Genomic DNA, 26,138 nt, shown 5'->3' on the forward strand with positions numbered 1-26,138 from the left:
GGGAGGTTCAGACTGGCGAGGTTGTCTCGACGCTGCCGAACGACCCCTACAGGCTTACTCGGTCATGACCTCTGGCGCTTGGCGCGAGGCTGCTTCCAGATCCATTAAGCCTCTTCCGTACGCTTCACTGTTGGCATAGAGGCCAGTCCGGTTCGCCGTCGCCAGCAGACGCTCGCGCACTTGCTGCGCAGTGAGCTCGGGGTAACGACTTTGCAGTGCCGCCAATGCTCCGCTGACCAGCGCGGCAGCAGGCGAGGTGCCAGCTGTCTGGGTGTAGGTGCCATCCTTGTTGGTGGTCAGCAGGCCTTGCCCTGCACCGGAGTCGCCACCCGGTACAGCAATGCACCAGGCTGCCGCCACGCCACAATAGTTGGATTTGGCATTGATGGCGCTACCGTCGTTTTTCAACGCAACCACCGCGATCCAGCCTTTTTCCAGTTCGGGTATGGCGACAGGTAAGCCGGGTTCAGCCAAGGGTTCTCGTTTCAGCTCATTGCCTGTTGGGAAAACAAATACGGCGCCGTCCTCAACCAGTTTGCGCGCGGTCACCAGTGATTGCGGCATGACTTGCTTGTAACGTGCCTCGTTGATTTCGGTCGCAGGAATGGCGTTGGCCCACGAGTTGTTGAGAATGCGCGCGCCCTTGTCGAAACCTGCTTGCCAGGACTGAGCGATTTCACCGTCGAAGAAAAAGGGTTCGTTATCGTCGCCGAAGCGATAGGGGATCAGCTGTGCGTTGAACGCGACGCCGTGCATGCCCTGATCATCCTTGTTGGCTGCGAGGATGCCGGCCATCTGGGTGCCGTGACCGACCCGATCAAAAGTGCCGACCTGATTCTCGACATGGTCAAACCCCGGATCGCGGAGCCTTCCTCGAAACTCCGGCAGGCTGCTGTTCAGGCCCGAATCGATCAGTGCGACAGCTACACCCTGGCCGGTGCCGCCGCGTGCATAAAGACTTGATGCGTTGACAATCGCCAGACCTTTTTGGGCCTGATACTCCGGCGTTTCAAAGGCTGCCGTGTCCAGGGAAGGCTGCTCCGGGACGGTCAGGCATCCGTTCAAAAGAAGGGGAAGTGCGAGGGTGCAGGCAAGCGGAAAAAAGTGTTTTTGGGACATGGTCGTTCCTTGATAAAGATCCGCGTATCTCAGGCTCCCCGCATGATGGATACCTGGCGGAAGTTGATGGCGGTAAACCATACCGGCTGATGTAAGGCCGAGATCAGTGGGCAAAGTGCCTCCTGTGTTTCAACCTATGGCCAGAGATCGGTTGGATGGGACGCTGTATCATCCCGTATCGTTTTCGCCCCCGACCTTTTCTCGACTCGCTGCAATCGCCGGCTAGGCTTTTGACTCCGCAGCGGTCAACGGAGTGACAGCTTATGCACAACACCCTGGAACAGGTTTTCGGTTATCCACAGTTTCGAGCCGGTCAGGAGGCGGCCGTCAGTGCCGTGCTGGCCGGGCGTTCGGCGGCGGCGATTTTTCCCACCGGTTCCGGCAAATCCCTTTGCTACCAATTGCCGGCGCTGTTGCTGCCGCACCTGACGCTGGTGGTCTCGCCGTTGCTGGCGTTGATGCAGGATCAACTGGCGTTCCTGCAACGCCACGGCATCTCGGCGGGCAGTATCGATTCGGCCCAGAGCCGCGATGACGCCAGCGACGTCATGGCTCGGGCAAAATCCGGCGAACTGAAGATTCTGATGATCTCGGTGGAACGCCTGAAGAACGAGCGCTTCCGGCATTTTCTGCAGCAAGTACCGATCTCGCTGCTGGTGGTGGACGAGGCGCATTGCATCTCCGAATGGGGGCACAACTTTCGCCCGGACTACCTCAAGCTGCCCGACTATCAACGCCAGTTCAATATCCCCCAGGTGCTGCTGCTGACCGCAACGGCGACGCCCAGGGTCATCGCCGACATGCAGGCGAAATTCGCCATCGCCGCCGACGATGTGGTGACCACCGGTTTTTATCGCCCGAACCTCAATTTGCTGGTGGAGCCGGTTCGTGGAGCGGACAAGCGCAGACGCCTCGTCGAATGGATGAGCCAGCGTGCGGACCAGCCCAGCATCGTCTATGTCACCTTGCAGAAAACCGCCGAGCACATCGCCGAACACCTGAACCGCAACGGCATTCAGGCCGAGGCCTATCACGCCGGGTTGCCCCATGAGCAACGGGAAGCGATCCAGCGTCGCTTCATGGGCGGGCAGTCCAATTGCATCGTCGCCACCATCGCTTTCGGCATGGGCATCGACAAAAGTGACATCCGCAATGTGGTGCATTTCGACCTGCCCAAATCCATCGAAAACTACAGCCAGGAAATCGGTCGCGCCGGGCGTGACGGGCAGCCGTCGGACTGCCTGGTGTTGGCCAACCGCGACAGCCTCAACGTGCTGGAGAACTTCGTCTACGGCGACACCCCCGAGCTCGATGGCATCCGTTGCGTGATGGACGAGATGCAGGCCGCAGCACCCGAAGGGCAGTGGGAGTTTCTGCTGGGGCCGTTGGCGGACCAGAGCAATATTCGCCAATTGCCGCTCAAGACCTTGCTGGTGCAACTTGAACTGCGCGGTTTGATCGCCCCGCGTTACGCGTACTACGCCGAGTATCGATTCAAGTATCTGGAGGAGCCCGAGGCATTGTTGGCGCGTTTTGAAGGCGAGCGCAGGGATTTTGTCGCTGCGATCATCCAGACCTCCAGCCGCGCCCGGACCTGGGCCACGGTGAGTTTCGAGGCGTTGCACGAGCAGCATCAGGCCGAGCGCAGTCGAGTAGTGAAGGCGCTGGACTACTTCCAGGAGAAGGGTTGGGTGGAGCTCGAAAGCAAGCAGATGACCGAGGTCTACAGCGTGCTGCAAAGCGGGTTCGACAGCACCGCGTTGAGCGAAGAGCTGCACCGTTATTTCACTCGGCATGAACACACCGAGGTCGCCCGGATTCACGCGATGCTGGATCTGTTCGCCACCGACCGTTGTCTGGGCTATCGCCTGGCCGAGTATTTCGGCGACCACAATGCTCCGCAGCAATGCGGACATTGTTCGGTGTGTCATGGGCAAGTGGCGCGGCTACCGGCACCACCGGAGTTGCCGGCGCTTGTGGATAAAAATTTCGAGGCGTTGTGTGGCGACTTTATCCACAGGCACGAGCAGCACACGGGCAACGTGCCTTCGGCTGAACGCGTGACGCGGTTTTTATGCGGGATCAGCGTGCCACTGTTCACAAAACTCAAGGCACGGGCGATTCCCGGATTTGCGGCGCTGGAAGATTATCCGTACGCCGAGGTACGCGGGTGGGCCCAGCGGCATCTGGCAGCCTGAACCACAACCCCTGTGGGAGCGAGCTTGCTCGCGATGAGGCCGGCACATTCAACAGTGATGGTGACTGACAAATCGCCATCGCGAGCAAGCTCGCTCCCACAGGGATTTACGGTGTACTCAAAGGGCTATATCCATCCGCTGAATGTTGCTCATCACAGGAATAAATTTCAAAAATGTGCAGTGGCTGACTATGGTGGTGGCTGTCTTCGGATCGCCAACAAGAGAACAAAACATGAGCCAGACACCGTCGAATATTCAGCGCGCCGCCGTCATCGGCGCGGGCACCATGGGCCGTGGCATTGTCATGTGCCTGGCCAACGCCGGAGTGGCCGTGCAGTGGGTCGACAACAATCCGCAAATGCTGGAACAGGCAATGGCAACCGTGGCGGACACCTACGCCCACAGCGTGCGTCAGGGCCGCATTGATCAGGCAGAAGCCGACGCCCGTATCGCGCGCGTAACGGCGGCCGATGGTTATGTGGCCATCCGCGATGTGGACCTGGTCATCGAAGCGGTGTACGAGAACCTTGAGCTCAAGCAGAAAATCTTCCGTGAGCTCGATGGCTTGCTCAAACCTGAGGCGATTCTGGCGAGCAATACTTCGGCGCTGGACATCGACGCTATCGCGGCAGTAACACGCCGGCCACAGCAAGTACTGGGCCTGCATTTCTTCAGCCCGGCGCACATCATGAAGCTGCTGGAGATCGTCCGTGGCGCGCAGACTGCTCCGGCAGTCCTCGACGCGGCGCTGACGCTCGGCCAGCGCATGGGCAAGGTCAGTGTAGTGGCGGGTAATTGTGACGGTTTCATCGGCAACCGTATGCTCAATACCTATGTGCTTGAGGCGCGGAAAATGCTGCTGGAAGGGGCTTATCCCTACCAGGTGGATGCAGCGATGCAAGGGTTCGGTTTCGCCATGGGGCCATTCCGCATGTTCGACGTGGTGGGCGTCGACCTGCAGTGGCGAGCACGGCAACTGTCCGGCGTCGGGCAGGATGCGCCTGAGGTTCAGGTGGACAATCGACTGTGCGAGATGGAACGTTTCGGCCAAAAGAGTGGCAACGGTTTTTACCATTATGAACCGGGCAGCCGGCAGGCCGAGCACGATCCGCAGGTCGATGCACTGGTGCTTCAAGTCAGTGAAGAACTGGGGTTTCAACGTCGCGAGATCGGCCCCGAGGAGATTCTCGAGCGCTGCTTGCTGGCGCTGGTCAACGAAGGCGCGAAGATCTTGCAGGAAGGCATTGCCGGATCGGCTCGGGATATCGATCTGGTCTACCTCAATGGTTACGGTTTTCCGGCGGACAAGGGCGGGCCGATGGCCTGGGCGGATCAACAAGGGCTGGCGGATATCCATCGGCGCCTGATGGACCTTGAGACGCGTCAGGGCGATCACTGGAACCCGGCGCGGTTGATCGGAGAGTTGGCGGCGGCGGGCAAGGGCTTTGCTGACAAGTGATTGGTGTGGCGCCTGAAAGGGCGCCTTCGCGAGCAGGCTCGCTCCCACAATTGATCTTCGGTGAACACAGATTTTGTGTACGACTGATATCCATTGTGGGAGCGGGCTTGCTCGCGAAGAACGAAATCGCGTTTTTCACCTTAGACTTGGTAAACCCATTCCAGGATGCAACGCTGATGCCCCAACGCACCGACTACCCCCACTTCCAGCCCATCACCACCCGCTGGCACGACAACGACGCCTACGGTCACGTCAACAACGTCACCTATTACAGCTTCTTCGATACGGCGGTGAACACTTACCTGATCGAAGTCGGCGGCCTGGATATCCATGACGGCGAGGTGGTGGGGTTCGTGGTGAGCTCCTCCTGTGATTACTTTGCGTCCATTGCTTTCCCGGACCGTATCGAGATCGGTCTACGCGTGGGCAAGTTGGGCAACAGTTCGGTGCAGTACGAACTGGCCGTGTTCAGGCAAGGCGAGGATGAAGCCTGTGCGGCAGGGCGCTTCGTGCATGTATTTGTCGATCGTGCGACGAATCAACCTGTGGCGATTCCTGCCGGGTTACGCGGGGCGCTGGAGCTTCTGGTGGTTCAGTAAGGAAAAAAATCGCAGCCCTTGGGCTGCGATTGTTGTTGTACTGATCAGCGAGGCGCTCGAGGCCTTAGTCGCGGTAATGCTTGTGGCGGTGCTTGCGATGGCCATAGGCATGGCCGCGGCCCGGATGGCCGTCACGGTAGTAACGACGATCACCATGGCCTCGATACGAACGACGATCGTCGTCGTCATCATTATCGTACTCTTTGCCCATGTAGTTACCCAGCGCGCCACCGGCGCCGCCGCCTGCTGCGGCGCCGATCAGGCTGCCGGTGGTGCCGCCCACGCTGCGGCCGACCACGTTACCGCCCGCAGCACCCAACGCACCGCCAATGGCTGCTTCGCCACGGCTGTGTTTGTTTGCGCCGACGGCACTACCACCCGCGCCGCCCAGGGCCGCGCCGATGGTGGAACCTGTATTGCCGCCTAACGACTGACCGACGACCGAGCCTAGAACCCCGCCCAATGCGCCGCCTACACCGGCTTCGGTGGTGCCGCCAGCAGACGCGATACCGCTGACCAGGCCAAGGGACAACAAGAGAATCGAGGAGAACTTCATGGAGGAACCTCAAGGGGATGACGGCGCGATCCTGAGGCTCTGGAATGGGCGTGACAATCGAAATCCGACGAATAACACGACCTGTATACAATATTGCAAGTTACTGTTTTTTGGGCGGAACTTAACGTTTTTTTGCCGGTCTTTTACTACTTCGCAAAGGCCGTTTTCATGAGGAAACGGCCTTTTTTGTGGGCGAAAGGAAAGTGCAGAGTTCGGAAAATTTGTTGTTTGATCTATCGCATTCGCGAGCAGGCTCGCTCCCACAGGGAACCATTGTCGAACACAAATGCTGTGCTCACTGAAGATCAAATGTGGGAGCGAGCCTGCTCGCGAATGCGGTAGATCAGACGACGCGTTACGCAGACCTGGCCATGATCAACCCGGTCTCGCTCGCCGCTTCCAACCGGATCGCCACGAACTTCGATGTCGGGGTATGGCTGCCATCGCCGGTGCTTTCCAGCGGCACCAGCGGATTCACTTCCGGGTAGTACGCCGCCGCTTGCCCGGCCGGGATGTCGAATGCCAGCAGTGTGAAGCCCTTCACCCGACGTTCGACACCATCGTCCCAGAGCGAAACGATGTCAGCCTTCTGCCCCGGTTTGAAACCCAGGCGAATGATGTCGGCCTCGTTGACGAACAATACGTCGCGTTGTCCCTTCACCCCGCGATAGCGGTCATTCAAGCCGTAGATCGTGGTGTTGTACTGATCGTGGGAACGCATCGATTGCATGATCAGGTCCGGCAGTACACCAGTGGCGCGGGTGCGTTCGTGCACCAGATCTTTGGGCAGTGCGTTGGGGCGGAAATTGGCCCGGCCCGAGGCGGTATTCCACTTGCGTGCGCCGGCACTGTTGCCCAGGTAGAAGCCGCCGGGATTCTTGACCTTCTCGTTGAAGTCCGTGAAACCGGGGATGGTCTCGGCGATCAGGTCGCGGATGCGGCTGTAGTCGGCCACTAGCCAGTTCCAGTCCACCGGGTGGCTGCCCAGGGTCGCGGCAGCGATGCCGGCCAGGATCGCCGGTTCCGAGCGCATCTGGTTCGACAGCGGCTGCAACTGGCCATTGGAGGCGTGGACCATGCTGAACGAGTCTTCGACGGTTATCGCTTGCGGGCCTTCGTTCTGGATGTCGATGTCGGTGCGGCCCAGGCACGGCAGGATCAACGCGTCCTTGCCGTGGGTCAAATGGCTGCGGTTGAGCTTGGTGCTGATCTGCACGGTCAGGTCACAGTTTTGCAACGCCTGGAACGTGCGCGGGCTGTCTGGCGTGGCCTGGGCGAAGTTGCCGCCCAGGCCGATGAAGACTTTTGCCCGGCCTTCGGCCATGGCATGAATCGCCTCGACCACGTTGTGGCCGTTGTGGCGTGGCACCTTGAACTGGAAGCGGCGCTCCAGGGCATCGAGAAAGGCTGCCGGCGGGCGTTCGTTGATGCCCATGGTCCGGTCGCCCTGCACGTTGCTGTGACCCCGCACCGGGCACAGGCCGGCACCGGGGCGGCCAACGTTGCCGCGCAGCAGCATCAGGTTGGCGATCTCCTGGATGGTCGCCACCGAATGGCGATGCTGGGTGATACCCATGGCCCAGCACATGATGACGTTCTTGCCCTTGGCGTACATGCGTGCCGCTTGCTCGATCTCGACCAGAGTCAGGCCGGACTGCTCGACGATCTGCTCCCACGGGGTGTCGTCGATGGCCGCCAGGTACTCCAGCACATTGGCGCTGTGCTCTTTGAGGAAGTCATGGTCGAACACCGCGGGTGCGCCGGTTTTCTGCGCGTCGCGCTCCCACAGCAAGAGAAATTTCGCCATGCCGCGCATGATCGCCATGTCGCCACCGAGGGCCGGGCGGAAGAACGCGGTGTTGGTCGGCTTGTCGCCGTTGGTGAGCATTTCGATCGCGTGCTGCGGGTGCTGGAAACGTTCCAGGCCGCGTTCCTTGAGCGGGTTGATGCATACCACTTGCGCACCGCGTTTCACCGCTTCACGCAGCGGTTCGAGCATGCGTGGGTGGTTGGTGCCGGGGTTCTGGCCCCAGACGAAAATCGCATCGGCGTGTTCGAAGTCGTCGAACGTCACGGTGCCTTTGCCGACGCCGACACTTTGCGACAGCGCCACACCGCTGGCCTCGTGGCACATGTTCGAGCAGTCAGGGAAATTGTTGGTGCCGTAGGCGCGCACGAACAGCTGGTACAAATAAGCCGCTTCGTTGCTGGCACGGCCCGAGGTGTAGAATTCGGCCTGGTCCGGACTCGACAAGCCGTTCAGGTGTTTGGCGATCAGCGCGAAAGCGTCGTCCCAACTGATCGGTTTATAGCGGTCCGTTTCGGCGTCGTAGCTCATCGGCTCGGTCAGGCGACCCTGGTATTCGAGCCAGTAGTCGCTCTGCTCCAGCAACGAAGTGACGCTGTGTCTGGCGAAGAATTTGGCGTCGACACGGCGCTTGGTCGCTTCCCAGTTCACCGCCTTGGCGCCGTTCTCGCAGAACATCACCATGCCCTTTTCCGGAGAATCGCCCCAGGCGCAACCCGGGCAGTCGAAGCCACCGTTCTGGTTGGTCTTGAGCATGATGCGCAGGTTTTTCAGTGCGTTGTCGCTGGTCAACCAGGCCTGCGCCACGCTGATCAGAGCGCCCCAGCCACCGGCAGGACCTTTGTAGGGCTTGTAGCGAGGGACGGGGGTCTGGTCGGCTTGACGGTGTTGACTCACGCTTGATTCTCCAACGTTGGGCTGTAGACCCGCGGCGCATTCTTCTGTGGCAAATGGATGAGGTTGAGGTTGTGGCGCCGAGCCCACTGCACGGCAAGGCCCGTGGGCGACGACAGGCTGACCAGGGTCTGGATGCCGGCGCGCAGGACTTTCTGGATCAATTCGAGACTGCAGCGGCTGGTGACAATCGCCAGCCCGCCGGCGGTCGGGATGTTCTGGCGGACAAGGCCACCGATCAGCTTGTCGAGGGCGTTGTGTCGGCCTATGTCTTCGCGGCCCATCAGCAACTCGCCCTGATCGTTCATGAACACCGCTGCGTGCACCGCGCCGCAATGCTGGCCCAAAGGCTGGAAGGCGCCGATGCGCTGGCGCAGGCCATCGAGCCATTCAACGGGTGGCAGCGGGGCGCCGGGCAATACCTGAAGGTCAGGCAACGCCTGCTCGACCGCTTCCACGCCGCACAGCCCGCAACCGCTGGTGCCGGCCAGTTGCCGACGCTGCTGCTTGAGGTTCCAGAAGGCGCGATTGGCGATGGTCACTTGCGCGTATTGCGCCGAGCCCGAGCCGCTCAGTTGCAGGTCGTAGATGTCCGAGGCGTCCTGGATGATGCCGCTGCCCAGGCTGAAGCCGACAATGAAGTCCTCCAGATCCGTTGGCGTTACCAGCATGACCGCTTGGCTGATGCCGTTATAGGCAATCGCCAACGCGACTTCCTCGGCCAGCGCGGTGCTGTCCGATTCGACGCTTTCCGTTTCGGTGGGGCGGAAATTGCTGTAGCTGTACGTCTGGCTGGCGGCGGGCGCGGGCGTTTCGAGGGCAGGCGCCGCGCAGGCAGGGCGCTTGGTGTTCATGGCATCACCCACGGATTGATCAGCTTTAAGACTAGGCGCGGCAAACTGTCGCGTCTAATCGCTAATACTGATCTACCGATAGATGCCGTCGATCAAGCGCTCGTCAGTGATTGCTGATAAATCGCGAAACAGGCTTCCGCCAGGGCCGAGCGTGGCGCGCTGCGACGCATGATCAGCCCCAGGCGGCCAAGGGTCTTGGCGTTCTCGATCGGTTGCAGGCGCAAGTGGTCGGTCAGCCCTTCGAGGCCACCGTCCAGGGGCATCACGGCGCAACACAGGCCGCCGTGCACGGCTTGAAGCAGCTGATGGACGGCGTCGGTCTGCAGCAAGGGTTGTGGGGTGAGGCCGCGGCTATGGAAGTTATGATCGATGGACTGGCGAAAGTGCATGCCGCTGGTGAGCATGCCCAGTGGCAGCTCGATCAACGATTCCCAGCTCAGCGGCGCCTCGCCAAAGGTGAAGAAGCGTTGGTCGTAGAGCAGGCCCATGCGGGTTTCGCTGAAGGCCAGGGAGTCGAAATGTTCGGCGTCCAGGCGTTCCAGATAGGAAACACCGAGATCCAGGCGATTGTTGGCCAGTTGTTCGAGGATCTGTTCCGAACTCAACGCTGAAAGCTCGAAGCGCAGGTTCGGGTGTTCGGCGTGCAGGCGTTGCAGCAGGGGCAGTGGATCGAAGCTCGACAACGGCACCATGCCCAGGCGCAACGTGCCGACCAGATTGCCGCGACAGGCGGCGGCCTCGGCATACAAGCCGTCATAGGCCGCCAACACCGTGCGCGCCCAGGCCAGCACCCGCTCGCCCGGCGCGGTGAAGCCTTCGAAGCGCTGGCCGCGATTGACCAGCGGCAGGTCGAGTTCTTCTTCGAGGCTGCGCAGGCGCATGGACAGGGTCGGCTGGGTGATGTGGCAGCGTGCGGCGGCCTGGCCGAAATGGCGGGTTTCGTCGAGCGCGATGAGGAATTTCAGCTGCTTGATGTCCATCTTCGCTCCTGGGCGCGGGAAGGGGCGGATTCTATCGCAAGCGGGGTCATTGGTCGGGTTGGATTCGCAAGTGGTGGCCGTGGTCTAGGCTTTTGCGTCTGGAACCCCAAACCCAAGGAGAGTGCACCATGAGTCTTTTGAGCTTTGTGAAGGAGGCAGGCGAAAAACTGCTGGATTTGCTGACGCCAGGCAACGCCAATGCCAGTGAGCAGTTGAAGGAGCACATCAGCAAGGTCGGCCTGGGCAACCCGAATGTGCAAGCGACGGTCGATGGTGACAAGGTGACCGTGACCGGCGAGGTGGCAAGCCAGGAAGAGAAGGAAAAAATTCTGTTGGCCTTGGGCAATATTGCCGGGGTTGGCAGCGTGGATGATCAGATCACTGTGACCGGGCCGGTGGTGAAGGCCGCGGTGTTTGTCACCGTCGTGAAGGGCGACACCCTCAGCGCGATTTCCAAGCGCGTGTACGGCGATGCCAACAAGTACAACAAGATTTTCGAAGCCAACAAACCGATGCTGTCGCACCCGGACAAAATCTACCCGGGGCAATCGTTGCGGATTCCTGAGTAAGTCGTCAAACCGCGTGATGGCCATCGCGGGCAAGCCACGCTCCCACAGAGTCTGAGCCGTTTCACAATGGATGCGAACGACGCAGATCCTGTGGGAGCGTGGCTTGCCCGCGAAGCAGGCGCCTCGGTATCAAAGTCCTGCAATCAAATCCCGATAATCCCCGACCGCCGCAAACTCCGCCGTGTCCTTCGGCCCCTTGCGACTATCCGGCTCGCGCACGGCCAGCAAATGCGCCACACCAAAATCCCGCGCACTGCGCAGGATCGGCAAGGTGTCGTCGATGAACAGGCTGCGCGCCGGATCAAAATCGATATCGGCTTGCAGCGCATCCCAGAACTGCGGATTTTCCTTGGGGAAGCCGTAGTCATGGGAGCTGATCAGGCGCTCGAAGTAGGGCGCCAGTTCGATTTTTTCCAGCTTCAACGACAGCGCATCCCGATGGGCGTTGGTGATCAGCACCACGCGCTTGCCGGCCCGTTTGATCGCCGTCAGAAAGGTGTCGGCATCCGGGCGCAGGGCGATCAGATGCGCGGTTTCCAGTTTCAGGTCGCGAACCGACAGCTTCAGTTCGGCACTCCAGAAGTCCAGGCAGTACCACTGCAGCTGGCCGGCATTGCGCTCGAACAACGGCTGCAATTCCATCTCGGCCATGGCCCGGCTGACCCCGTGCAATTCGGCGTAACGCTGGGGCAGGTGCTCCATCCAGAAGTGGTTGTCGAAATGCAGGTCAAGCAACGTGCCGTCCATGTCCAGCAGAACGGTATCGATGTCGGACCAGGGTAATGAAGGCATGGCAACGTCTCGGGCAGTAGAAAGATTTCTGGCGTAAACAAACGGGAAAGCCGCGTTATAGTAGCGCGTTCACGCCAAGGAGCTTTGCATGCGCCAGAAACCCACCATACTCGCCCGCGAAATTGTCGCCACCAGTCGATTGTTCTGCGTGGAGGAGCTGAAGCTGCGCTTTTCCAATGGCGTGGAGCGTACGTATGAGCGCCTGGTTGGCAAAGGGGCCGGGTACGGCGCGGTCATGATCGTGGCGATGCTCGATGCCGAGCATGCGGTGCTGGTCGAGGAGTATTGCGGCGGCACCGATGAATACGAAATGTCTTTGCCCAAGGGTTTGATCGAGCCGGGCGAAGACGTGTTGGCGGCGGCCGAGCGTGAGCTCAAGGAAGAGGCCGGGTACGGCGCGCGACAGCTGGAGCACCTGACCGAGCTGTCGCTGTCCCCCGGTTACATGAGCCAGAAGATTCAGGTGGTGTTGGCCACCGACCTCTACGAAGCGCGCCTGGAAGGCGACGAACCCGAGCCGATGCGGGTGGACAGGGTCAATCTGCGTGAACTCTCGGCGCTGGCGCAAAACCCGCAATTTACCGAAGGCCGTGCCTTGGCGGCGCTGTACCTGGCCCGAGACCTGTTGACTCAGCGCGGAGCGTTCCAGTCATGAATTTCCCGCATCCGTTGATGGCTCCGGTCATTGAGCTGGCTTTGCAGGCCGGCGAAGCGATCCTGCCGTTCTGGCGTACAGGCACGGCCGTCACGGCAAAGGCTGATGATTCGCCGGTGACCGCTGCTGACGTGGCCGCGCACCACCTGATTCTGGCCGGACTGACGGCGCTGGATCCGGGCATCCCGGTGCTCTCCGAAGAGGACGCCAACATTGCGCAAAGCGTGCGGGCCGGATGGCAGCGCTGGTGGCTGGTCGATCCGCTGGATGGCACCAAGGAGTTCATCAGCGGCAGCGAAGAGTTCACCGTCAACATCGCTCTGATAGAAAACGGTCGGGTGGTGTTCGGTGTGGTGTCGATGCCGACCAATGGTCGTTTCTATGTCGGTGGCGCCGGCCTCGGCGCGTGGCGTGGCGATAAAGGTGGTACGCCAGTGGCGATCAAGGTGCGTGATGCATTAGCGCCCGGAGAGTCGTTCACCGTGGTGGCCAGCCGTCGCCATTCGAGCCCGGAGCAGGAGCGTTTGCTGGCCGGGTTGAGCGCCAGTCTTGGCGAGCTGCAACTGGCCAACATCGGCAGTTCGCTGAAATTCTGTTTGCTGGCTGAAGGGGTCGCGGATTGCTATCCGCGTCTGGCACCGACTTCGCAGTGGGACACGGCGGCCGCCCAAGGCGTACTGGAAGGTGCGGGCGGTGAGGTGCTGGAGCTGAGCGGTGAGCCGTTCAGCTATCCGGCGCGGGAGTCGCTGTTGAATGCGTTCTTTCTGGCATTGCCGGCGAAGGCGGCTTGGCGGGAGAGGCTGCTGGAATTGGCGCGCGCATAAGATCGTTCCCGCGCGCTGATGCAAAATCCTTGTGGGAGCGAGCTTGCTCGCGATGGCGGTGGGTCAGGCAACTACAATGTTGGCCTGGACGACCCCATCGCGAGCAAGCTCGCTCCCACAGGTTTTGTGGTGGTCCCGATTTAGCGGTGCAACACGTACTGCCCGACAAACCGCACCGCATCCTCATCACGACCTTCATTGACGACCCGCGTATGCAGCGTCAACCGAGCTCGGCTGTACCGCTGGAACGTGGTCAAAAATTTCTTCCAGATCACCGGATCCGGCGCCTGGCAAATGGCGTTGGCATCGCCCGTCACCGGCAGCGGATAGCTGATCTGCCCTTCCTGAATCACGATGTGCCCGTCTGTGATGCCTTCTTCCTTCAGGCGCAAATGCAGCCAGCCCCAACCGGCCAGGACCGCGCCGCAATACAGGCTGCCGCCGAACATGGTGCTCTTGTGGTTGACGTTTGCTTCCAGCGGCAAGTGCAGGCGCAGTTGCTGGTCATGCCAGTCGAGCACTCTGAGGCCCATGTCCCGGGTGAGGGGAATGTCGTGATGGAGGACTGATTCCAGTTGTCGACTGTCGCGGCTCATTCAGGGGGCCTCTTGCTTGAATTGGATGATTGGACGGTAGCTCAGTCGAGGTCGTCAGGGTGGGCCGAAGCGCCACTGTCCGAGAAGCTCAAACCGTGCTTGCGCAGTTTGTCGTGCAGGGTCTTGCGCGGAATGCCGAGGGCTTCGGCGACGCTGCGCACGGAGCTGTGCGAGCGTGCCAGTTCGGCGGCGATTAGGGTTTTTTCGAAGTTCTCCACTTGCTCGCTCAACCCACCGCTGACGACTTCGGCCATAGGGCCAGCACCGCCTTGCGGCGTGCTGTTGTCGAGGGCCAGTTCCAGCCCGAGGGCAAAACGCTCGGCCGCATTTTGCAGCTCGCGCACGTTGCCGGGCCAGGTGTGGCGCAGCAGCAAGGCACGTTGTCCCGGTTGCAGTTCATGGGGCGGCAAGCCGTGGCGGGCACTGGCTTCGTCGGCGAAATGCTGGAACAGCATCAGTGCGTCTTCGCCCCGTTCGCGCAAGGGGGGAATCCGCAGCGGCGCGACGTTCAGGCGGTAATACAAGTCGGCACGAAAGCGCCCTTGATCCGCTGCCTGGCGCAGGTCTTCCTTGGTCGCGGCGATGATGCGGATGTCCAGGGGGATCTGTTGATTGCCGCCTAGGCGTTCGACCACGCGCTCCTGCAGCAAGCGCAGCAATTTGACCTGCACATCCAGGCTCATGCTTTCGATTTCATCGAGGAACAAGGTGCCGCCATTGGCGAATTCGAACTTGCCGATGCGGCGTTTCTGCGCGCCGGTGAAGGCGCCGGGCTCGTGGCCGAACAGCTCGCTTTCGACCACTGATTCGGCCAGAGCACCGGCATTGATCGCCACGAACGGACCGTTGCGCCGGCCTGATAGATCGTGCAGCGCCCGGGCCACCACTTCTTTGCCCGCGCCGGTTTCGCCGAGGATCAGCACGTCGGCCCTGGTCGCCGCCAGGGCGCCGATCTGCTCGCGCAGGCGCAGCATCGAAGGTGAATGGCCAACCAGGCGGGCGCTCAGCTCGTTGCGGTCGCTCAAGGCCAACCGCAGGCTACGGTTGTCCAGCACCAAGCGGCGCAGGGCCAGCGCGCGGCGCACGCTGTCGAGTAGGGCGTCGCTGGCGAACGGCTTCTCGAGAAAGTCATAGGCCCCGGCGCGCATGGCCTGCACCGCCAGTGGCACATCGCCGTGGCCAGTGATCAGCAGCACCGGCAATTCAGGGTCCTGGGCGTGCAGTTCGGTCAGCAGTTCCAGACCGTCCATGCCGGGCATGCGGATATCGCTGACCACCACACCCGGCCAGTCGCGCTCCAGTTGCCCGGCCAGGCCCTTGGCTTCGGCCAGCGGCAGGATCTTCAGACCGGCCAGATCCAGCGTCTGGCTCAAGGCCTGGCGCAAGTGGGGATCGTCGTCGATCAACACGACCTGAATGCGGTTGTCGATGGTCATGCACTTCGGTCCTCGGACGGTTGCAGGCTCACGCCTGGTGCGCCTGCGCGCAGCTTCAGGGTAATCAGGGCGCCGCCTTCCTTGTGGTTGGCGAACGACAGTTCACCCCCGAAGGCGCGCATCAGCGTTTCGCAAATCGCCAGCCCCAAGCCCAGGCCCTGGGTTCGGGTCTTGGTGGTGTAGAACGGCTCGCTGGCGCGTCCAAGGGCCTCCATGCAAAAGCCCGGGCCGTTGTCGCGAATGTACAGGTTGACGCCTTCGGCCGTGGATTGGGCACTCAACCAGAGTTTGCGTGGCGGGCCTTTTTCCGTCAGGGCATCCAGGGCGTTGGCCAGCAGGTTGCCGAGCACCTGGCGCAGGCGGGTTTCCCCGGCCTCGACCCACAGGGTGGCGGCGGGCAGATCACGGATCAGCTCGACGTCCATGCTGCGCCGGCGCTTGGCCAGCAAGGCCAGGGCATCATCCAGCGCCGGTTGCAGGGCTACGCTTTCCGGGGCATGCCGGTCGCGCCGGGCAAAGGCGCGCAGGTGGGCGATGATCGAGGCCATGCGACCGGTCAGTTCGCTGATCAGCTTGAGATTGCCGCGGGCATCGTCGGTGCGCTGGTGGTCGAGCAATATCTCGGCGTTTTCCGCATAACTGCGAATGGCTGCCAGCGGCTGATTGAGTTCATGGCTGATGCTCGCCGACATGGTGCCCAGCGCCGACAGTTTGCCGGCCTGGACCAGATCGTCCTGGGCGCGGACCAGCTCCTGCTGGGCCTGCTCGCGTTCCAGTACTTCCTGTTTCAGGCGCCGGTTCAGGCCTTCGAGATCGCTGGTGCGCTCGGCGACCCGGCCTTCCAGTTCGCGGCGGGCCTTGGCTTCGAAAGCAATGCGATCGAGGTAATGGCGGCGGCGCTGCATCATCAGGCCAAGCAACAGCATCAACACCAGCAGCGTTGCACCGCCGATGGCCACCACCGTGCGCACCGGACGGTCGATCAAGGTGCGCGGGGCGAGGATGCTGACATTCCAGCCGGTTTCGGCAATCTGCTGGGTCTGGGTCAGCCAGGCGTTGGGGTTGAGCTCCAGCGGTTTGGGATCGCGGGTTGGATAGGGCTGGATCGCAGTGATGGCTTTGCTTTCGGCCTCGCTCAACGGGCGGGTCGAGCGGAATCGCCACTCCGGTCGCGAGGTGAGAATGACCACGCCGTTGTGGTCGGTCAGCAGCAGTTGTTCCGGGGTTTTGCCCCAGAGGCTTTCGGTGTGGTCGAGGTCGACCTTGACCACCAGCACCCCCATGATTTTTTCGCCATCACGCACGCCGGCGGCGAAGAAGTAACCGCGCTTGGCGGAGGTGGTACCCAAACCAAAGAAGCGCCCGAGCCGCCCGGCCATGGCTTCGCTGAAATAAGGCCGGAAGGAAAAATTGCGCCCGACGAAACTGTCGTGCTTGTCCCAGTTGGAGGCAGCCAGCGTCTTGCCGGTGGCGTCCATCAGGTACATGACTTCGGCACCGGTCTGGGTGGCGATATTTTTCAGCAGGCGGTTGGCATTGCCCTGGGTGACGCCATCGTCCGGTGCACCGAGCACGGCGCGCAGGGCCGGAAGGTCACCGAGGATTTGCGGCAACACTTCATAGCGGTGCAGGGTGCCCAGCAGGTTGGCGACATAGAGGTCGAGGGTCTGACGATTCTGGCTGGCCAGTTCGCTGCGGTAATAGCGCTCGGCCAGATGCTCCAGCGGCCACAGCAACGGCGCCAGGCACAGTGCCAGCAGGGCCAGGCTGCGCCAACGGGGTCTGGGGGGGAGAGTCGGTTTCATGAGCAGCATGCGCCTGTGGGTACAGGCGCATTATGCCTAGGCTTGCCCGCCTTGGGTCAGCTGCATCTTGAAAGGCGAGTTTCAGCCGGCCTTTCAGGCAAAGACGTCAGCGTCCTTGAAAAACACGCCGGCCTGATCCTTGGCCGACAGTTGCGGCGTGCCTTTCAGTTGCCAGTCGATGGCCAGGTCCGGGTCGTCCCAGCGAATGCAGCGTTCGGCCGATGGCGTGTAGTAGTCGGTGGTTTTGTAAAGGAACTCGGCAAATTCGCTGAGTACGACGAACCCGTGGGCAAAACCTTCCGGGACCCAGAGCTGCCGATGATTGGCGGCGGACAGCCGCACGGCGACCCATTTGCCGAAGTGCGGCGAGCTGCGACGGATGTCCACGGCGACGTCCAGCACTTCACCGACTGTGACGCGGACCAGTTTTCCCTGGGTATTTTCCAGCTGGTAATGCAGGCCGCGCAGCACACCCTTCTGCGAACGGGAGTGATTGTCTTGAACGAACTCAGTGTCCACCCCGGTAGCCTCTTTGAAGGCCCTGGCATTGAAACTCTCGTAGAAGAAACCACGATCGTCACCAAAGACCTTGGGTTCGAGGATCAGAACACCGGGCAGGTCGGTGGTCACTACATTCATGGTGGGCATCTCCAGATGCATGTGTTTAGGGCCGTCATTCTTGCGCAAAGTGCCATTGGAGGCGAGTGCCAGAACACCCATACCGGCTTGCGGGGGGTTGCGTATCGCCCGAAGCAGTGGCGATATAGGCGCCTAATAAAATTTCAGGGGTTGTTGTATGCCGCTCGCCACGTTGATTCATCGCGCCAGTTTGCCCAGCCCGCAGGTGTCTGCGGAGCAAGCGCTAGAGCTGCTGGAAGAACATTACGGGTTCAGCGGCAGACTGCAGCCCCTCGGCAGCCAGCAAGACCTGAACTACCGCGTCGACAGCGAGCGGGGGCGTTTCGTCCTGAAAATCTGCCGTGGCGACTACTCGGTCGTTGAGCTTCAGGCACAGCATGCCGGGCTCAAGCACTTGGGCGAGCACCCCGATGTCCATGTGCCGCGTGTTATCGCGGCGAAAAACGGTGCAGACCTGCTGTCTCTGGACGTGGGTGGCCAGGCAGTGCACGTTCGTCTGCTCGACTACATCGAAGGCCAGCCGCTGACGAGCCTCGGCCATTTCAACCCGACGGTGGTATCCGGTTTCGGTCGCCTGTGCGGTGAAATGGACCTGGCCCTGGCGGATTTCGATCATCCGGGCCTGGTGCGAACCCTGCAATGGGACGCCCGCCACGCTCACGCCCTGATCGCGCACTTGCTGCCGGTGATCAAGGATGAAGCCCAACGCAAACTGATCGTCGAAGCGTGCGCACAAGCCGAGCGGCATTTGCAGCCGCTGGAAGCCAGGCTGCCGGTGCAGGCCATTCATATGGACATCACCGACGACAACGTGGTGTGGCAGCGCGATGCGCAACGCCATTGGCAACTGCAAGGCGTGATCGATTTCGGTGACCTGGTGCGTACCTGGCGCATTACCGATCTGTCGGTCACCTGCGCCGCGCTGCTGCATCATGGCGAGGGCGATCCGTTCTGCATTTTGCCGGCAATCCAGGCTTACCATGCGGTCAACCCCTTGCAACACGAAGAGCTGCTGGCGCTGTGGCCGCTGATCGTCGCCCGTGCGGCGGTGCTGGTGCTCAGTGGCGAACAGCAGGTCAGCATCGATCCGGGCAATGCTTACAGTCGCGATAACCTGGTCCATGAATGGGAAATCTTCCGTGTGGCCACGTCGGTGCCGTTGGCATTGATGGAAGCGGCGATCCTCACTGCTGTCGGCCACAGCCTTCCGGTCATCGGCAGTGAAGGCTTTGCACCGCTGTTGCCAAGCCTGGTGGGGCGTGAGTTCGCCTTGATCGACCTGGGGGTGCTCAGCCCGCATTTCGAGGCCGGGAACTGGGAGCAGGAGGGTGTCGATCAGCGCCTGCTGGATGAAGCGGCCGTGGCTCATGGTCTGGCGGCCAGTCGCTATGGACAGTACCGCCTGTCCCACACCCGCCCGGACAGCGCCACCGAACCGGACACTTGCCCCTTGCACGTCGAGTTGCGTGTACCTCAGGGCACGACGGTCGAAGCACCGTTTGCCGGTGTGGTGCACCACCCGTCGGCGGGCGTGCTGCAACTGGACGGCCCGCAATTGAGTGTGCGGCTTTGGGGTGTCACGCCGTCGCTGCACAGTGGCGCGGCACTGGTCAAAGGCCAGGTACTGGGTTCGGTCAGCGGGCCGTTGATCGTGCAGTTGAGCCGTGGCGCGTCGATCGATGCCCCGTTGTTCTGCACGCCATCGCGCGCCGCTGCCTGGCAGGCACTGTGCCCATCTCCTGCGGCATTGCTGGGGCTGGCCTGTGATGCCGAAGCAGAGCTCGACGGCGCGACCTTGCTGGCCAGGCGTGACGCCAGTTTCGCCCGTACGCAAAAACATTATTACGTCGACCCGCCGCGCATCGAGCGTGGCTGGCGCAACCATTTGATCGACATGCAGGGGCGCTCCTACCTCGACATGCTCAACAACGTCGCGGTATTGGGCCACGGTCATCCGCGCATGGCGGCGGTCGCCAGCCGCCAGTGGTCGTTGCTCAACACCAACTCGCGTTTCAACTACGCGGCCGTGGCCGAGTTCTCCGAACGCTTGCTGAAACTGTCCCCTGACGGCATGGACCGCGTGTTCCTGGTCAACAGCGGCAGCGAGGCCAACGACCTGGCGATTCGCCTGGCGTGGGCCTACAGCGGTGGCCGCGACATGCTCAGCGTGCTGGAGGCCTATCACGGCTGGACGGTGGGCGCGGACTCGGTTTCGACCTCGATCGCCGACAACCCCAAGGCCTTGAGCAGCCGCCCGGATTGGGTACATCCGGTGACCGCGCCAAACACCTATCGCGGTGAGTTCCGCGGGCCGGACAGTGCGCCGGATTATGTGCGCAGCGTCGAGCACAACCTGGCGAAAATTGCCGAACAGAAGCGCCAACTGGCCGGTTTCATCTGCGAACCGGTGTACGGCAATGCCGGCGGTATCTCGCTGCCACCAGGCTATTTGAAGCAAGTCTATGGCATGGTCCGGGCCCAGGGCGGCGTGTGCATCGCCGACGAAGTGCAGGTCGGCTACGGACGCATGGGCGATTTCTTCTGGGGCTTCGAAGAGCAAGGTGTGGTGCCGGACATCATCACCATGGCCAAAGGCATGGGCAACGGCCAGCCATTGGGCGCGGTCATCACCCGCCGGGAAATCGCCGAGGCGCTGGAGGCCGAGGGTTATTTCTTCTCCTCCGCCGGTGGCAGCCCGGTCAGTTGCCAGGTCGGCATGGCCGTGCTGGATGTGATGGAAGAGGAAAAACTCTGGGAGAACGCTCAGATCATTGGCGGCCACTTCAAGCAGCGCCTCGAAGCGTTGATCGATATTCATCCGTTAGTGGGCGCGGTGCATGGCTCCGGTTTCTACCTGGGCGTCGAGTTGATCCGCAACCGCGACACCCTGGAGCCGGCCACCGAGGAAACCACTGCACTGTGCGATCGTTTGCGGGAACTGGGGATCTTCATGCAGCCGACCGGCGATTACCTGAATATCCTCAAGATCAAGCCACCGATGGTCACTTCGCGCCAGAGCGTGGATTTCTTCGTGGACATGCTGTCGAAGGTGCTGGCGGAAGGCCTGTAACCACATTCCCCCTGTGGGAGCGAGCTTGCTCGCGATAGCGGTCTTTCAGTCGAAAAATCTGTGACTGGAATGGCCTCATCGCGAGCAAGCTCGCTCCCACAGAGGTGGTGGTGTTAATTCGATTGATATCGGCTTTTTGTCGATTATTTTTGTAGCTACGGATTGGCGGTGCTTTAAAAGCCGATATTTATCGGATATAAAGTCACCAGTCCACGGCGTGTACCCATGCGCTTTCTTTTCTGTCAGGCATCAACGCCACTCCGGAGTCCTGAGTCATGACCACGTTGAACAGCACCCCTCGCGCCGACGGCTTCTACATGCCAGCCGAATGGGCACCCCAAACCCAGACCTGGATGATCTGGCCCGAGCGCCCGGACAACTGGCGCCTGGGTGGCAAACCGGCACAGGCCGCGCACGTGGCCGTGGCCAAGGCCATCGCCCGTTTCGAGCCGGTCACCGTGGCGGTTTCCGCCGGCCAGTACGAAAACGCCCGTGCCCGTCTGGACATGCCGAATATTCGCGTAGTGGAAATGTCCAGTGACGACGCCTGGGTTCGCGATTCAGGTCCGACTTTCGTCATCAATAACAGTGGCGAAGTCCGTGGCGTAAACTGGGACTTCAATGCCTGGGGCGGTTTTGACGGCGGCCTGTATTCGCCGTGGAACCGTGACTCGCAGGTCGGCGGCAAGATCCTCGAGATCGAACGCAGCCCGCGTTACCGCACCGAAGGCTTCGTACTTGAAGGCGGTTCGATTCACGTCGACGGCGAAGGCACGCTGATCACCACCGAAGAGTGCTTGCTCAACCGCAATCGCAACCCGCACATGAACCGCGAAGAAATCGAAGCGGTCCTGAGTGCGAACCTGGCTGTGGATAAAATCATCTGGCTGCCGGATGGCTTGTTCAACGACGAAACCGACGGCCATGTGGATAACTTCTGCTGCTACGTGCGTCCGGGTGAAGTGCTGCTGGCCTGGACCGATGATCCGCAGGACCCGAACTACCCGCGCTGCCAGGCGGCGATGAAAGTGCTGCAAAGCAGCACCGACGCCAAGGGTCGCCCGTTCACGGTGCACAAAATGCCGATCCCGGGCCCACTGTTTGCGACCGAGGAAGAATGTGCCGGAGTCGATCCGGTAGATGGTACTCAGGAACGTAACCCGACTGTGCGTCTGGCCGGTTCCTATGTGAACTTCCTGATCGTCAACGGCGGGATCATCGCGCCATGCTTTGACGACCCGCAGGATGGCCCGGCAAAGGAAATCCTGCAGAACCTGTTCCCACAGCATGAAGTGGTGATGGTGCCTGGTCGTGAACTGTTACTGGGGGGCGGCAATATTCACTGCCTTACCCAGCAGCAACCCGCGCCACACAAGGAGTGAGTGAGGTCGTAACATCTTGAGTTGATTGCGAAATTTCTCAAACTGTAAATCAGCCTCCCGCAATTCGCAGAGCCCGCAGCCCTTCAGGGTTGCGGGCTTTTTTGTATCCGCGAGGCCACACTTCAGACACCTTGGCACAGCTCTTGTATCTCTGTTGTTGTAACTCGGGGAGGGGGAGGACTTCGATGTTCTGTCATAAACCTTGGATAAGTTAGCCGCTCACAAACCGGGAGAGAGCGCTGAAATGAACGCCGAAGTGAACGTAGTGAGCGACAAGGCGTTGCATCCCCTGGCCGTAAACAGCGAATCGCTCCAGATTCTGGCGCAGTGGTTCAAGTCCAATGGAATGCGTCAGATCAGTGAAACTGATCCGCGCCGGACGATGATCGAGCGTTACCCTGCTGGTTTATTCAGCGAAGCAGAACTGGATGCGTTGTGGGATGTAATGGAAGGATAAGAAGAACAACAACGGATTGATCAAGAAAAAGCGCTGCCGGGATGGCAGCGCTTTTTTTTTTCAACACGCTGAACCCTGTGGGAGCGGGCTTGCTCGCGAAAGCGGTGTGTCAGCAACGTTGCCATTGGCTGACACGACGCCTTCGCGAGCAAGCCCGCTCCCACAGGTGATCGGTGTTTTAAAAGCTGTAGGTACCCGTCACCACCAGGCTACGCGGTGCCCCAGGCTGGATCTGGAATGCACTGGTCGCCGATGAGTAATACGTCTTGTCGCTGATGTTGTTCAGCGCCGCGCGCAAATCCCAATCCTTTTGACGGAAGCCCGCCAAGGCGTCCCAGCGACCATAACCCGGCAACACGACGGTGTTGAGGTTGTCGGCATAGCGGTCGCCAACCAGGGTCAAACCGGTTTCGGCGTACCAGCCCATTTCCGGTTTCCAGGTCAGGAACAGGCTGCCGTTGTGCTTGGCCACGTTGTTGATGCGCTTGCCTTCCAGGCCGTTGTTGTCCTTTTCGATGGTTGCGTCCTGCAGACCCACGCCACCGCGCACGTACCAGTTGCCGGTAATCCTGCCGGCAGCGGTCAGCTCGATCCCGCGAGAACGTTGCAGCCCGGAGAGCAGGGTAATGGTCGGGTTGTTCGGATCGCTGGTGCGGCGGTTGTAGAGCTCCAGCTCGTAGATGGCCAGTGTGGTGCTCAGGCGATCATCGAGCCAGTCACTCTTGACCCCGATTTCCTTCTGCCTGGTCAGCTCGGGACTCAGGTCATTGCTGTTACCGGCCGCACCCGGGGTGATGCCGATCAAGCCACCACCGACCGGCGAGAACGTCTTGCTCCAGGACGCGTAGAAGGAGTGATTTTGCAGCGGCGTCCAGACCACGCCAACGCGAGGGCTGGTGCTATGGCTGTCACTGTCCTCGGAAATGTCGCGCACCTTGTTGGTCGACTCGATATCGAACGTGTCGTAACGCAGGCCGGCGAGCAACTGCCATTGATCGTTCAGGCGCAGTTGATCCTGCACATACACCGCACGGCTCTCGACCTCGGTGTGGGTGTTGCTCGATACCACCATGCGCCCGGTATGACGCAAATTGCGGTCGGGGGCGTACAGGTCCAGCGCCGGCACCGGGGAGCTGCCCGGCCCGGAAGTGGCGGCGGTGTACAGCAGCGGGTCGCGACGCTGGCTGCCGATCTCGATGCCGGTGAGCAAGCGGTGCTCCAGGCCGAAAGTATCGAAGCCACCTTCCAGCTCGACGTTGTTGTAGACATTGCGGGTATTCAGGTCCTGCTGCCAGTGCTGGCGCGTGACCTTGTTGCTGGCCGGGACATAGCCGCTCAAGTAAGTATTGTCGAAATCGCTGTCGAGCTTGAACACACCCAAGGTCTGGCGCAGTTGCCAGTTGTCGCTCAGTTCATAGGTGAGTTTCGAACGCAGGGTTTGTGCCTTGTCGTCGATGAAATCGTTTTCACTGCCGTAGGTGGTATCGAGTCCTACGTCGGCCGGGCGGCCGTTTACACCGGGGATGCCACGATCCGGCGTGCGGTTGTAGCGGCTGTATTCGTACTGCACCAACCAGTTCAGGTCGGGTGTCAGCTGCCAGCTCATCGAGGGTGCGAACAGCTGGCGATTACCACTCACGCCATCGCGGAAGCTGTTCTCGTCCATGTTGCCCATGTTCAGGCGCAGGCTGATGTTCTCGGAAGGATCGGTACTGAGGTCGGCATACAGGCTGCGCAAGTCTTCGCTACCGCCCTGGGCTTCGATGGTCGAGCGGCGACCGAACTCGGGCAGTTTGCTCACCCGGTTGACGATGCCGCCCTGGCTGCCACGGCCATACAGCACGGCGGCAGGGCCTTTTAACACGTCGATGCGTTCGATGTTGTGCAAGTCGCGCACGTACTGGCTGTCGTCGCGGATGCCATCGAGATAGAAATCGTTGCTGGCGTCGAAACCGCGGATGCGCAGGCTGTCGAAGCGTGTGTCGGCACCGCTGCTGACGTTGGGGATGCCACTGAGCGCCGTGCCCAGATCGTTGCTGCCGTAATTCATCACGTTCGAGGTTTTGATCGAGTCGATGGCTTGTGGCACGTAGCGTACCGGTGTGGCAGTCCGGGTCGCCGTGTTGGTTTGTGTCACGCGCGGGTCGTCGGCTTCAGTTTCGGCGCTGATTGATGTGGCAGGCAGGGTGGTCGGTGCAGCGAAGGAAAAACCGGCAGACAACAAGGCAGAGAGCCCAAGGCTGTAGGGCGCAAGGCGAAAAGGGGCAGGCATTGAAGAGCGCATCCGTGGGATTTTTAGGTTGAAGCATCTGGAGGGCGCGAATACTAATGCTTGTCATTTGCTGTTGTTAGCTGTAACTGAGAATTTATCTCATTTGATTGTGTCGAATTGTTTCCGATTTGGTACAAAGGGTTTACGCAACCATTCGACCGATTCAAGCAACAGACTGAAAGCTGATCCGGCGTTTTTCCGAGACCGCTGCGGCACTAATCTGCCGACATCGAATTTTCCTGAATTTCTATCGGAGCTTTCCCATGATCCTGCATTACATCTACGACCCGTTGTGCGGTTGGTGCTACGGCGCCAAACCGCTGGTGCAAGCCGCCCAGGCTGTGCTGCCCGTGCTTGCCCACGGCGGCGGCATGATGACAGGAGCCAATCGGCAAAAGGTTTCGCCACAACTGCGCAGTTACGTCATGCCCCATGACCGGCGCATTGCCGAATACAGCGGGCAGCCGTTCGGTGAAGCTTATTTCGAAGGTTTGCTGCGTGATCACAGCGCCGTGTTCGACTCGGCTCCACCCATCGCTGCGGTGCTGGCGGCCGAGCAAATGGCAGGTCGCGGGCTGGAGTTGTTGGGGCGTTTGCAAAGTGCTCACTACGTGGAAGGGCGCCGCATCGCCGACGAGTCGGTACTGCTTGAACTGGCCCACGGTATGGGGTTGGAGCCTCAAGCCTTCGAAAGAGCCTTCGGGGCAGCCGACACCGAAGGCCATATCAAGGACAGCCGGGCTTTGCTGGCCAAGGTGGGCGGGCAGGGTTTTCCGACCCTGGTGCTTGAACACAATGGCCAATTCACCCTGATCGATATCGGGCCATGGCTGGGCAAACCCCAGGCATTTGCGCAATGGCTGGGACAGTCGCTGCCGGAGCAGCTCTCATCCCGTTCCGTAGCAGCCTGTGGCCTCGAAGGCTGCATCGATTGAATATTCCTGCCGCGTAAAGCATTTTCTTAGACGTTTTTCGCCTGTTTTTAGACGATTCATGAAATTGACACGTTGTTAAGTGCGCAGCTACGATTCGGCCCAACGCCTGTGGCCGACTGCCACGACTCAAAAACAATAAAAGGCCCGCCGCGAGAAATCGTGGGCGGGCCTTTTTGTTTTCGCCTTGAAATAAGAGTGCAATAGCGCCGTTTCGGCCATTCGACACAGCGCGTATCAACC

Annotated in this window: 21 protein-coding genes; 10 read left to right on the top strand and 11 right to left on the bottom strand. The window is 60.9% G+C overall.

The features are described from left to right. Positions 1 to 54: 54 nt before the first annotated feature. Positions 55 to 1,119: a S8 family peptidase gene (locus PPUTUW4_RS01115; protein ID WP_015093029.1), complete on the bottom strand. Its 1,065-nt coding sequence runs from the start codon at positions 1,117 to 1,119 to the stop codon at positions 55 to 57. A gap of 263 nt (positions 1,120 to 1,382) precedes the next feature. Here PPUTUW4_RS01115 and PPUTUW4_RS01120 point away from each other — a divergent pair, with 263 nt between their 5' ends. The 3 genes from PPUTUW4_RS01120 (at position 1,383) to PPUTUW4_RS01130 (ending at position 5,375) form a co-directional block, all read left to right on the top strand. After that, the gene (locus PPUTUW4_RS01120; RefSeq protein WP_015093030.1) at positions 1,383 to 3,317 is read left to right on the top strand and encodes an ATP-dependent DNA helicase RecQ; all 1,935 of its coding nucleotides are present in this window, start codon (positions 1,383 to 1,385) and stop codon (positions 3,315 to 3,317) included. Between the two features lie 232 nt (positions 3,318 to 3,549). Beyond that, on the top strand, positions 3,550 to 4,776 hold the full coding sequence (locus PPUTUW4_RS01125; RefSeq protein ID WP_015093031.1) for a 3-hydroxyacyl-CoA dehydrogenase: 1,227 nt from the start codon (positions 3,550 to 3,552) through the stop codon (positions 4,774 to 4,776). A gap of 176 nt (positions 4,777 to 4,952) precedes the next feature. Further along, entirely contained in the window at positions 4,953 to 5,375 is a 423-nt protein-coding gene (locus PPUTUW4_RS01130) for a thioesterase family protein (protein WP_015093032.1), read from the top strand. Positions 5,376 to 5,439: 64 nt separating this feature from the next. On the opposite strand, the gene PPUTUW4_RS01135 is transcribed toward PPUTUW4_RS01130, so the two are convergent. The 4 genes from PPUTUW4_RS01135 to PPUTUW4_RS01150 all read right to left on the bottom strand — a co-directional run bounded on the left by PPUTUW4_RS01135 (position 5,440) and on the right by PPUTUW4_RS01150 (position 10,466). Next, positions 5,440 to 5,931, bottom strand: a complete 492-nt coding sequence (locus tag PPUTUW4_RS01135) for a glycine zipper domain-containing protein (protein WP_015093033.1) — start codon at positions 5,929 to 5,931, stop codon at positions 5,440 to 5,442. Between the two features lie 355 nt (positions 5,932 to 6,286). Beyond that, positions 6,287 to 8,635 (bottom strand): FdhF/YdeP family oxidoreductase, encoded by a 2,349-nt coding sequence (locus tag PPUTUW4_RS01140; protein ID WP_015093034.1) that lies wholly within the window; start codon positions 8,633 to 8,635, stop codon positions 6,287 to 6,289. Next, positions 8,632 to 9,486, bottom strand: a complete 855-nt coding sequence (gene fdhD / locus PPUTUW4_RS01145; protein WP_015093035.1) for a formate dehydrogenase accessory sulfurtransferase FdhD — start codon at positions 9,484 to 9,486, stop codon at positions 8,632 to 8,634. Before fdhD ends, PPUTUW4_RS01140 begins: the two co-directional genes overlap by 4 nt. Before the next feature lie 92 nt (positions 9,487 to 9,578). Next, a complete protein-coding gene (locus PPUTUW4_RS01150; protein WP_015093036.1) occupies positions 9,579 to 10,466 on the bottom strand; it encodes a LysR family transcriptional regulator in 888 nt (295 codons plus the stop codon). 128 nt (positions 10,467 to 10,594) lie between these two features. Between PPUTUW4_RS01150 and lysM the strand changes: the two genes are divergently transcribed. Next, complete coding sequence (lysM, locus tag PPUTUW4_RS01155; protein ID WP_015093037.1) at positions 10,595 to 11,035, top strand: peptidoglycan-binding protein LysM; 441 nt, start codon at positions 10,595 to 10,597, stop codon at positions 11,033 to 11,035. A gap of 129 nt (positions 11,036 to 11,164) precedes the next feature. Here lysM and yrfG read toward each other — a convergent pair whose 3' ends face one another. Further along, on the bottom strand, positions 11,165 to 11,827 hold the full coding sequence (gene yrfG / locus PPUTUW4_RS01160) for a GMP/IMP nucleotidase (RefSeq protein ID WP_015093038.1): 663 nt from the start codon (positions 11,825 to 11,827) through the stop codon (positions 11,165 to 11,167). A gap of 88 nt (positions 11,828 to 11,915) precedes the next feature. Here yrfG and nudE point away from each other — a divergent pair, with 88 nt between their 5' ends. Further along, positions 11,916 to 12,482 (top strand): ADP compounds hydrolase NudE, encoded by a 567-nt coding sequence (gene nudE, locus PPUTUW4_RS01165; protein WP_015093039.1) that lies wholly within the window; start codon positions 11,916 to 11,918, stop codon positions 12,480 to 12,482. Continuing rightward, complete coding sequence (gene cysQ / locus PPUTUW4_RS01170) at positions 12,479 to 13,306, top strand: 3'(2'),5'-bisphosphate nucleotidase CysQ (RefSeq protein ID WP_015093040.1); 828 nt, start codon at positions 12,479 to 12,481, stop codon at positions 13,304 to 13,306. The genes nudE and cysQ overlap by 4 nt, the downstream gene beginning before the upstream one ends. A 140-nt stretch (positions 13,307 to 13,446) precedes the next feature. Here the strand turns inward: cysQ and PPUTUW4_RS01175 are convergent, their stop codons facing one another. From PPUTUW4_RS01175 to rfbC, 4 genes are all read right to left on the bottom strand, one after another. Continuing rightward, a complete protein-coding gene (locus PPUTUW4_RS01175) occupies positions 13,447 to 13,902 on the bottom strand; it encodes a YiiD C-terminal domain-containing protein (RefSeq protein WP_015093042.1) in 456 nt (151 codons plus the stop codon). Between the two features lie 41 nt (positions 13,903 to 13,943). Next, positions 13,944 to 15,338 carry a sigma-54 dependent transcriptional regulator gene (locus tag PPUTUW4_RS01180; RefSeq protein ID WP_015093043.1) on the bottom strand — a complete coding sequence of 465 codons (1,395 nt, stop codon included), beginning with the start codon at positions 15,336 to 15,338 and terminating at the stop codon, positions 13,944 to 13,946. Further along, complete coding sequence (locus tag PPUTUW4_RS01185) at positions 15,335 to 17,143, bottom strand: ATP-binding protein (protein WP_015093044.1); 1,809 nt, start codon at positions 17,141 to 17,143, stop codon at positions 15,335 to 15,337. Before PPUTUW4_RS01185 ends, PPUTUW4_RS01180 begins: the two co-directional genes overlap by 4 nt. Before the next feature lie 93 nt (positions 17,144 to 17,236). Continuing rightward, on the bottom strand, positions 17,237 to 17,782 hold the full coding sequence (rfbC, locus tag PPUTUW4_RS01190; protein WP_015093045.1) for a dTDP-4-dehydrorhamnose 3,5-epimerase: 546 nt from the start codon (positions 17,780 to 17,782) through the stop codon (positions 17,237 to 17,239). A 157-nt stretch (positions 17,783 to 17,939) separates the two neighbouring features. On the opposite strand from rfbC, the gene PPUTUW4_RS01195 reads away from it, so the two are divergent. The 3 genes from PPUTUW4_RS01195 (at position 17,940) to PPUTUW4_RS01205 (ending at position 22,691) form a co-directional block, all read left to right on the top strand. Beyond that, positions 17,940 to 20,852, top strand: a complete 2,913-nt coding sequence (locus PPUTUW4_RS01195; RefSeq protein WP_015093046.1) for an aminotransferase — start codon at positions 17,940 to 17,942, stop codon at positions 20,850 to 20,852. A 275-nt stretch (positions 20,853 to 21,127) separates the two neighbouring features. Then, complete coding sequence (gene aguA, locus PPUTUW4_RS01200; RefSeq protein ID WP_015093047.1) at positions 21,128 to 22,234, top strand: agmatine deiminase; 1,107 nt, start codon at positions 21,128 to 21,130, stop codon at positions 22,232 to 22,234. 244 nt (positions 22,235 to 22,478) lie between these two features. Beyond that, positions 22,479 to 22,691, top strand: coding sequence for a hypothetical protein (locus PPUTUW4_RS01205; RefSeq protein WP_015093048.1), 213 nt, complete (start codon positions 22,479 to 22,481; stop codon positions 22,689 to 22,691). Positions 22,692 to 22,869: 178 nt separating this feature from the next. Here the strand turns inward: PPUTUW4_RS01205 and PPUTUW4_RS01210 are convergent, their stop codons facing one another. After that, entirely contained in the window at positions 22,870 to 24,963 is a 2,094-nt protein-coding gene (locus PPUTUW4_RS01210) for a TonB-dependent siderophore receptor (protein WP_015093050.1), read from the bottom strand. A 263-nt stretch (positions 24,964 to 25,226) separates the two neighbouring features. Here PPUTUW4_RS01210 and PPUTUW4_RS01215 point away from each other — a divergent pair, with 263 nt between their 5' ends. Further along, the gene (locus PPUTUW4_RS01215) at positions 25,227 to 25,898 is read left to right on the top strand and encodes a DsbA family protein (RefSeq protein WP_015093051.1); all 672 of its coding nucleotides are present in this window, start codon (positions 25,227 to 25,229) and stop codon (positions 25,896 to 25,898) included. The last annotated feature ends 240 nt before the right edge of the window (positions 25,899 to 26,138 follow it).

Source organism: Pseudomonas sp. UW4, assembly GCF_000316175.1.
Lineage (GTDB): Bacteria > Pseudomonadota > Gammaproteobacteria > Pseudomonadales > Pseudomonadaceae > Aquipseudomonas > Aquipseudomonas laurylsulfatiphila.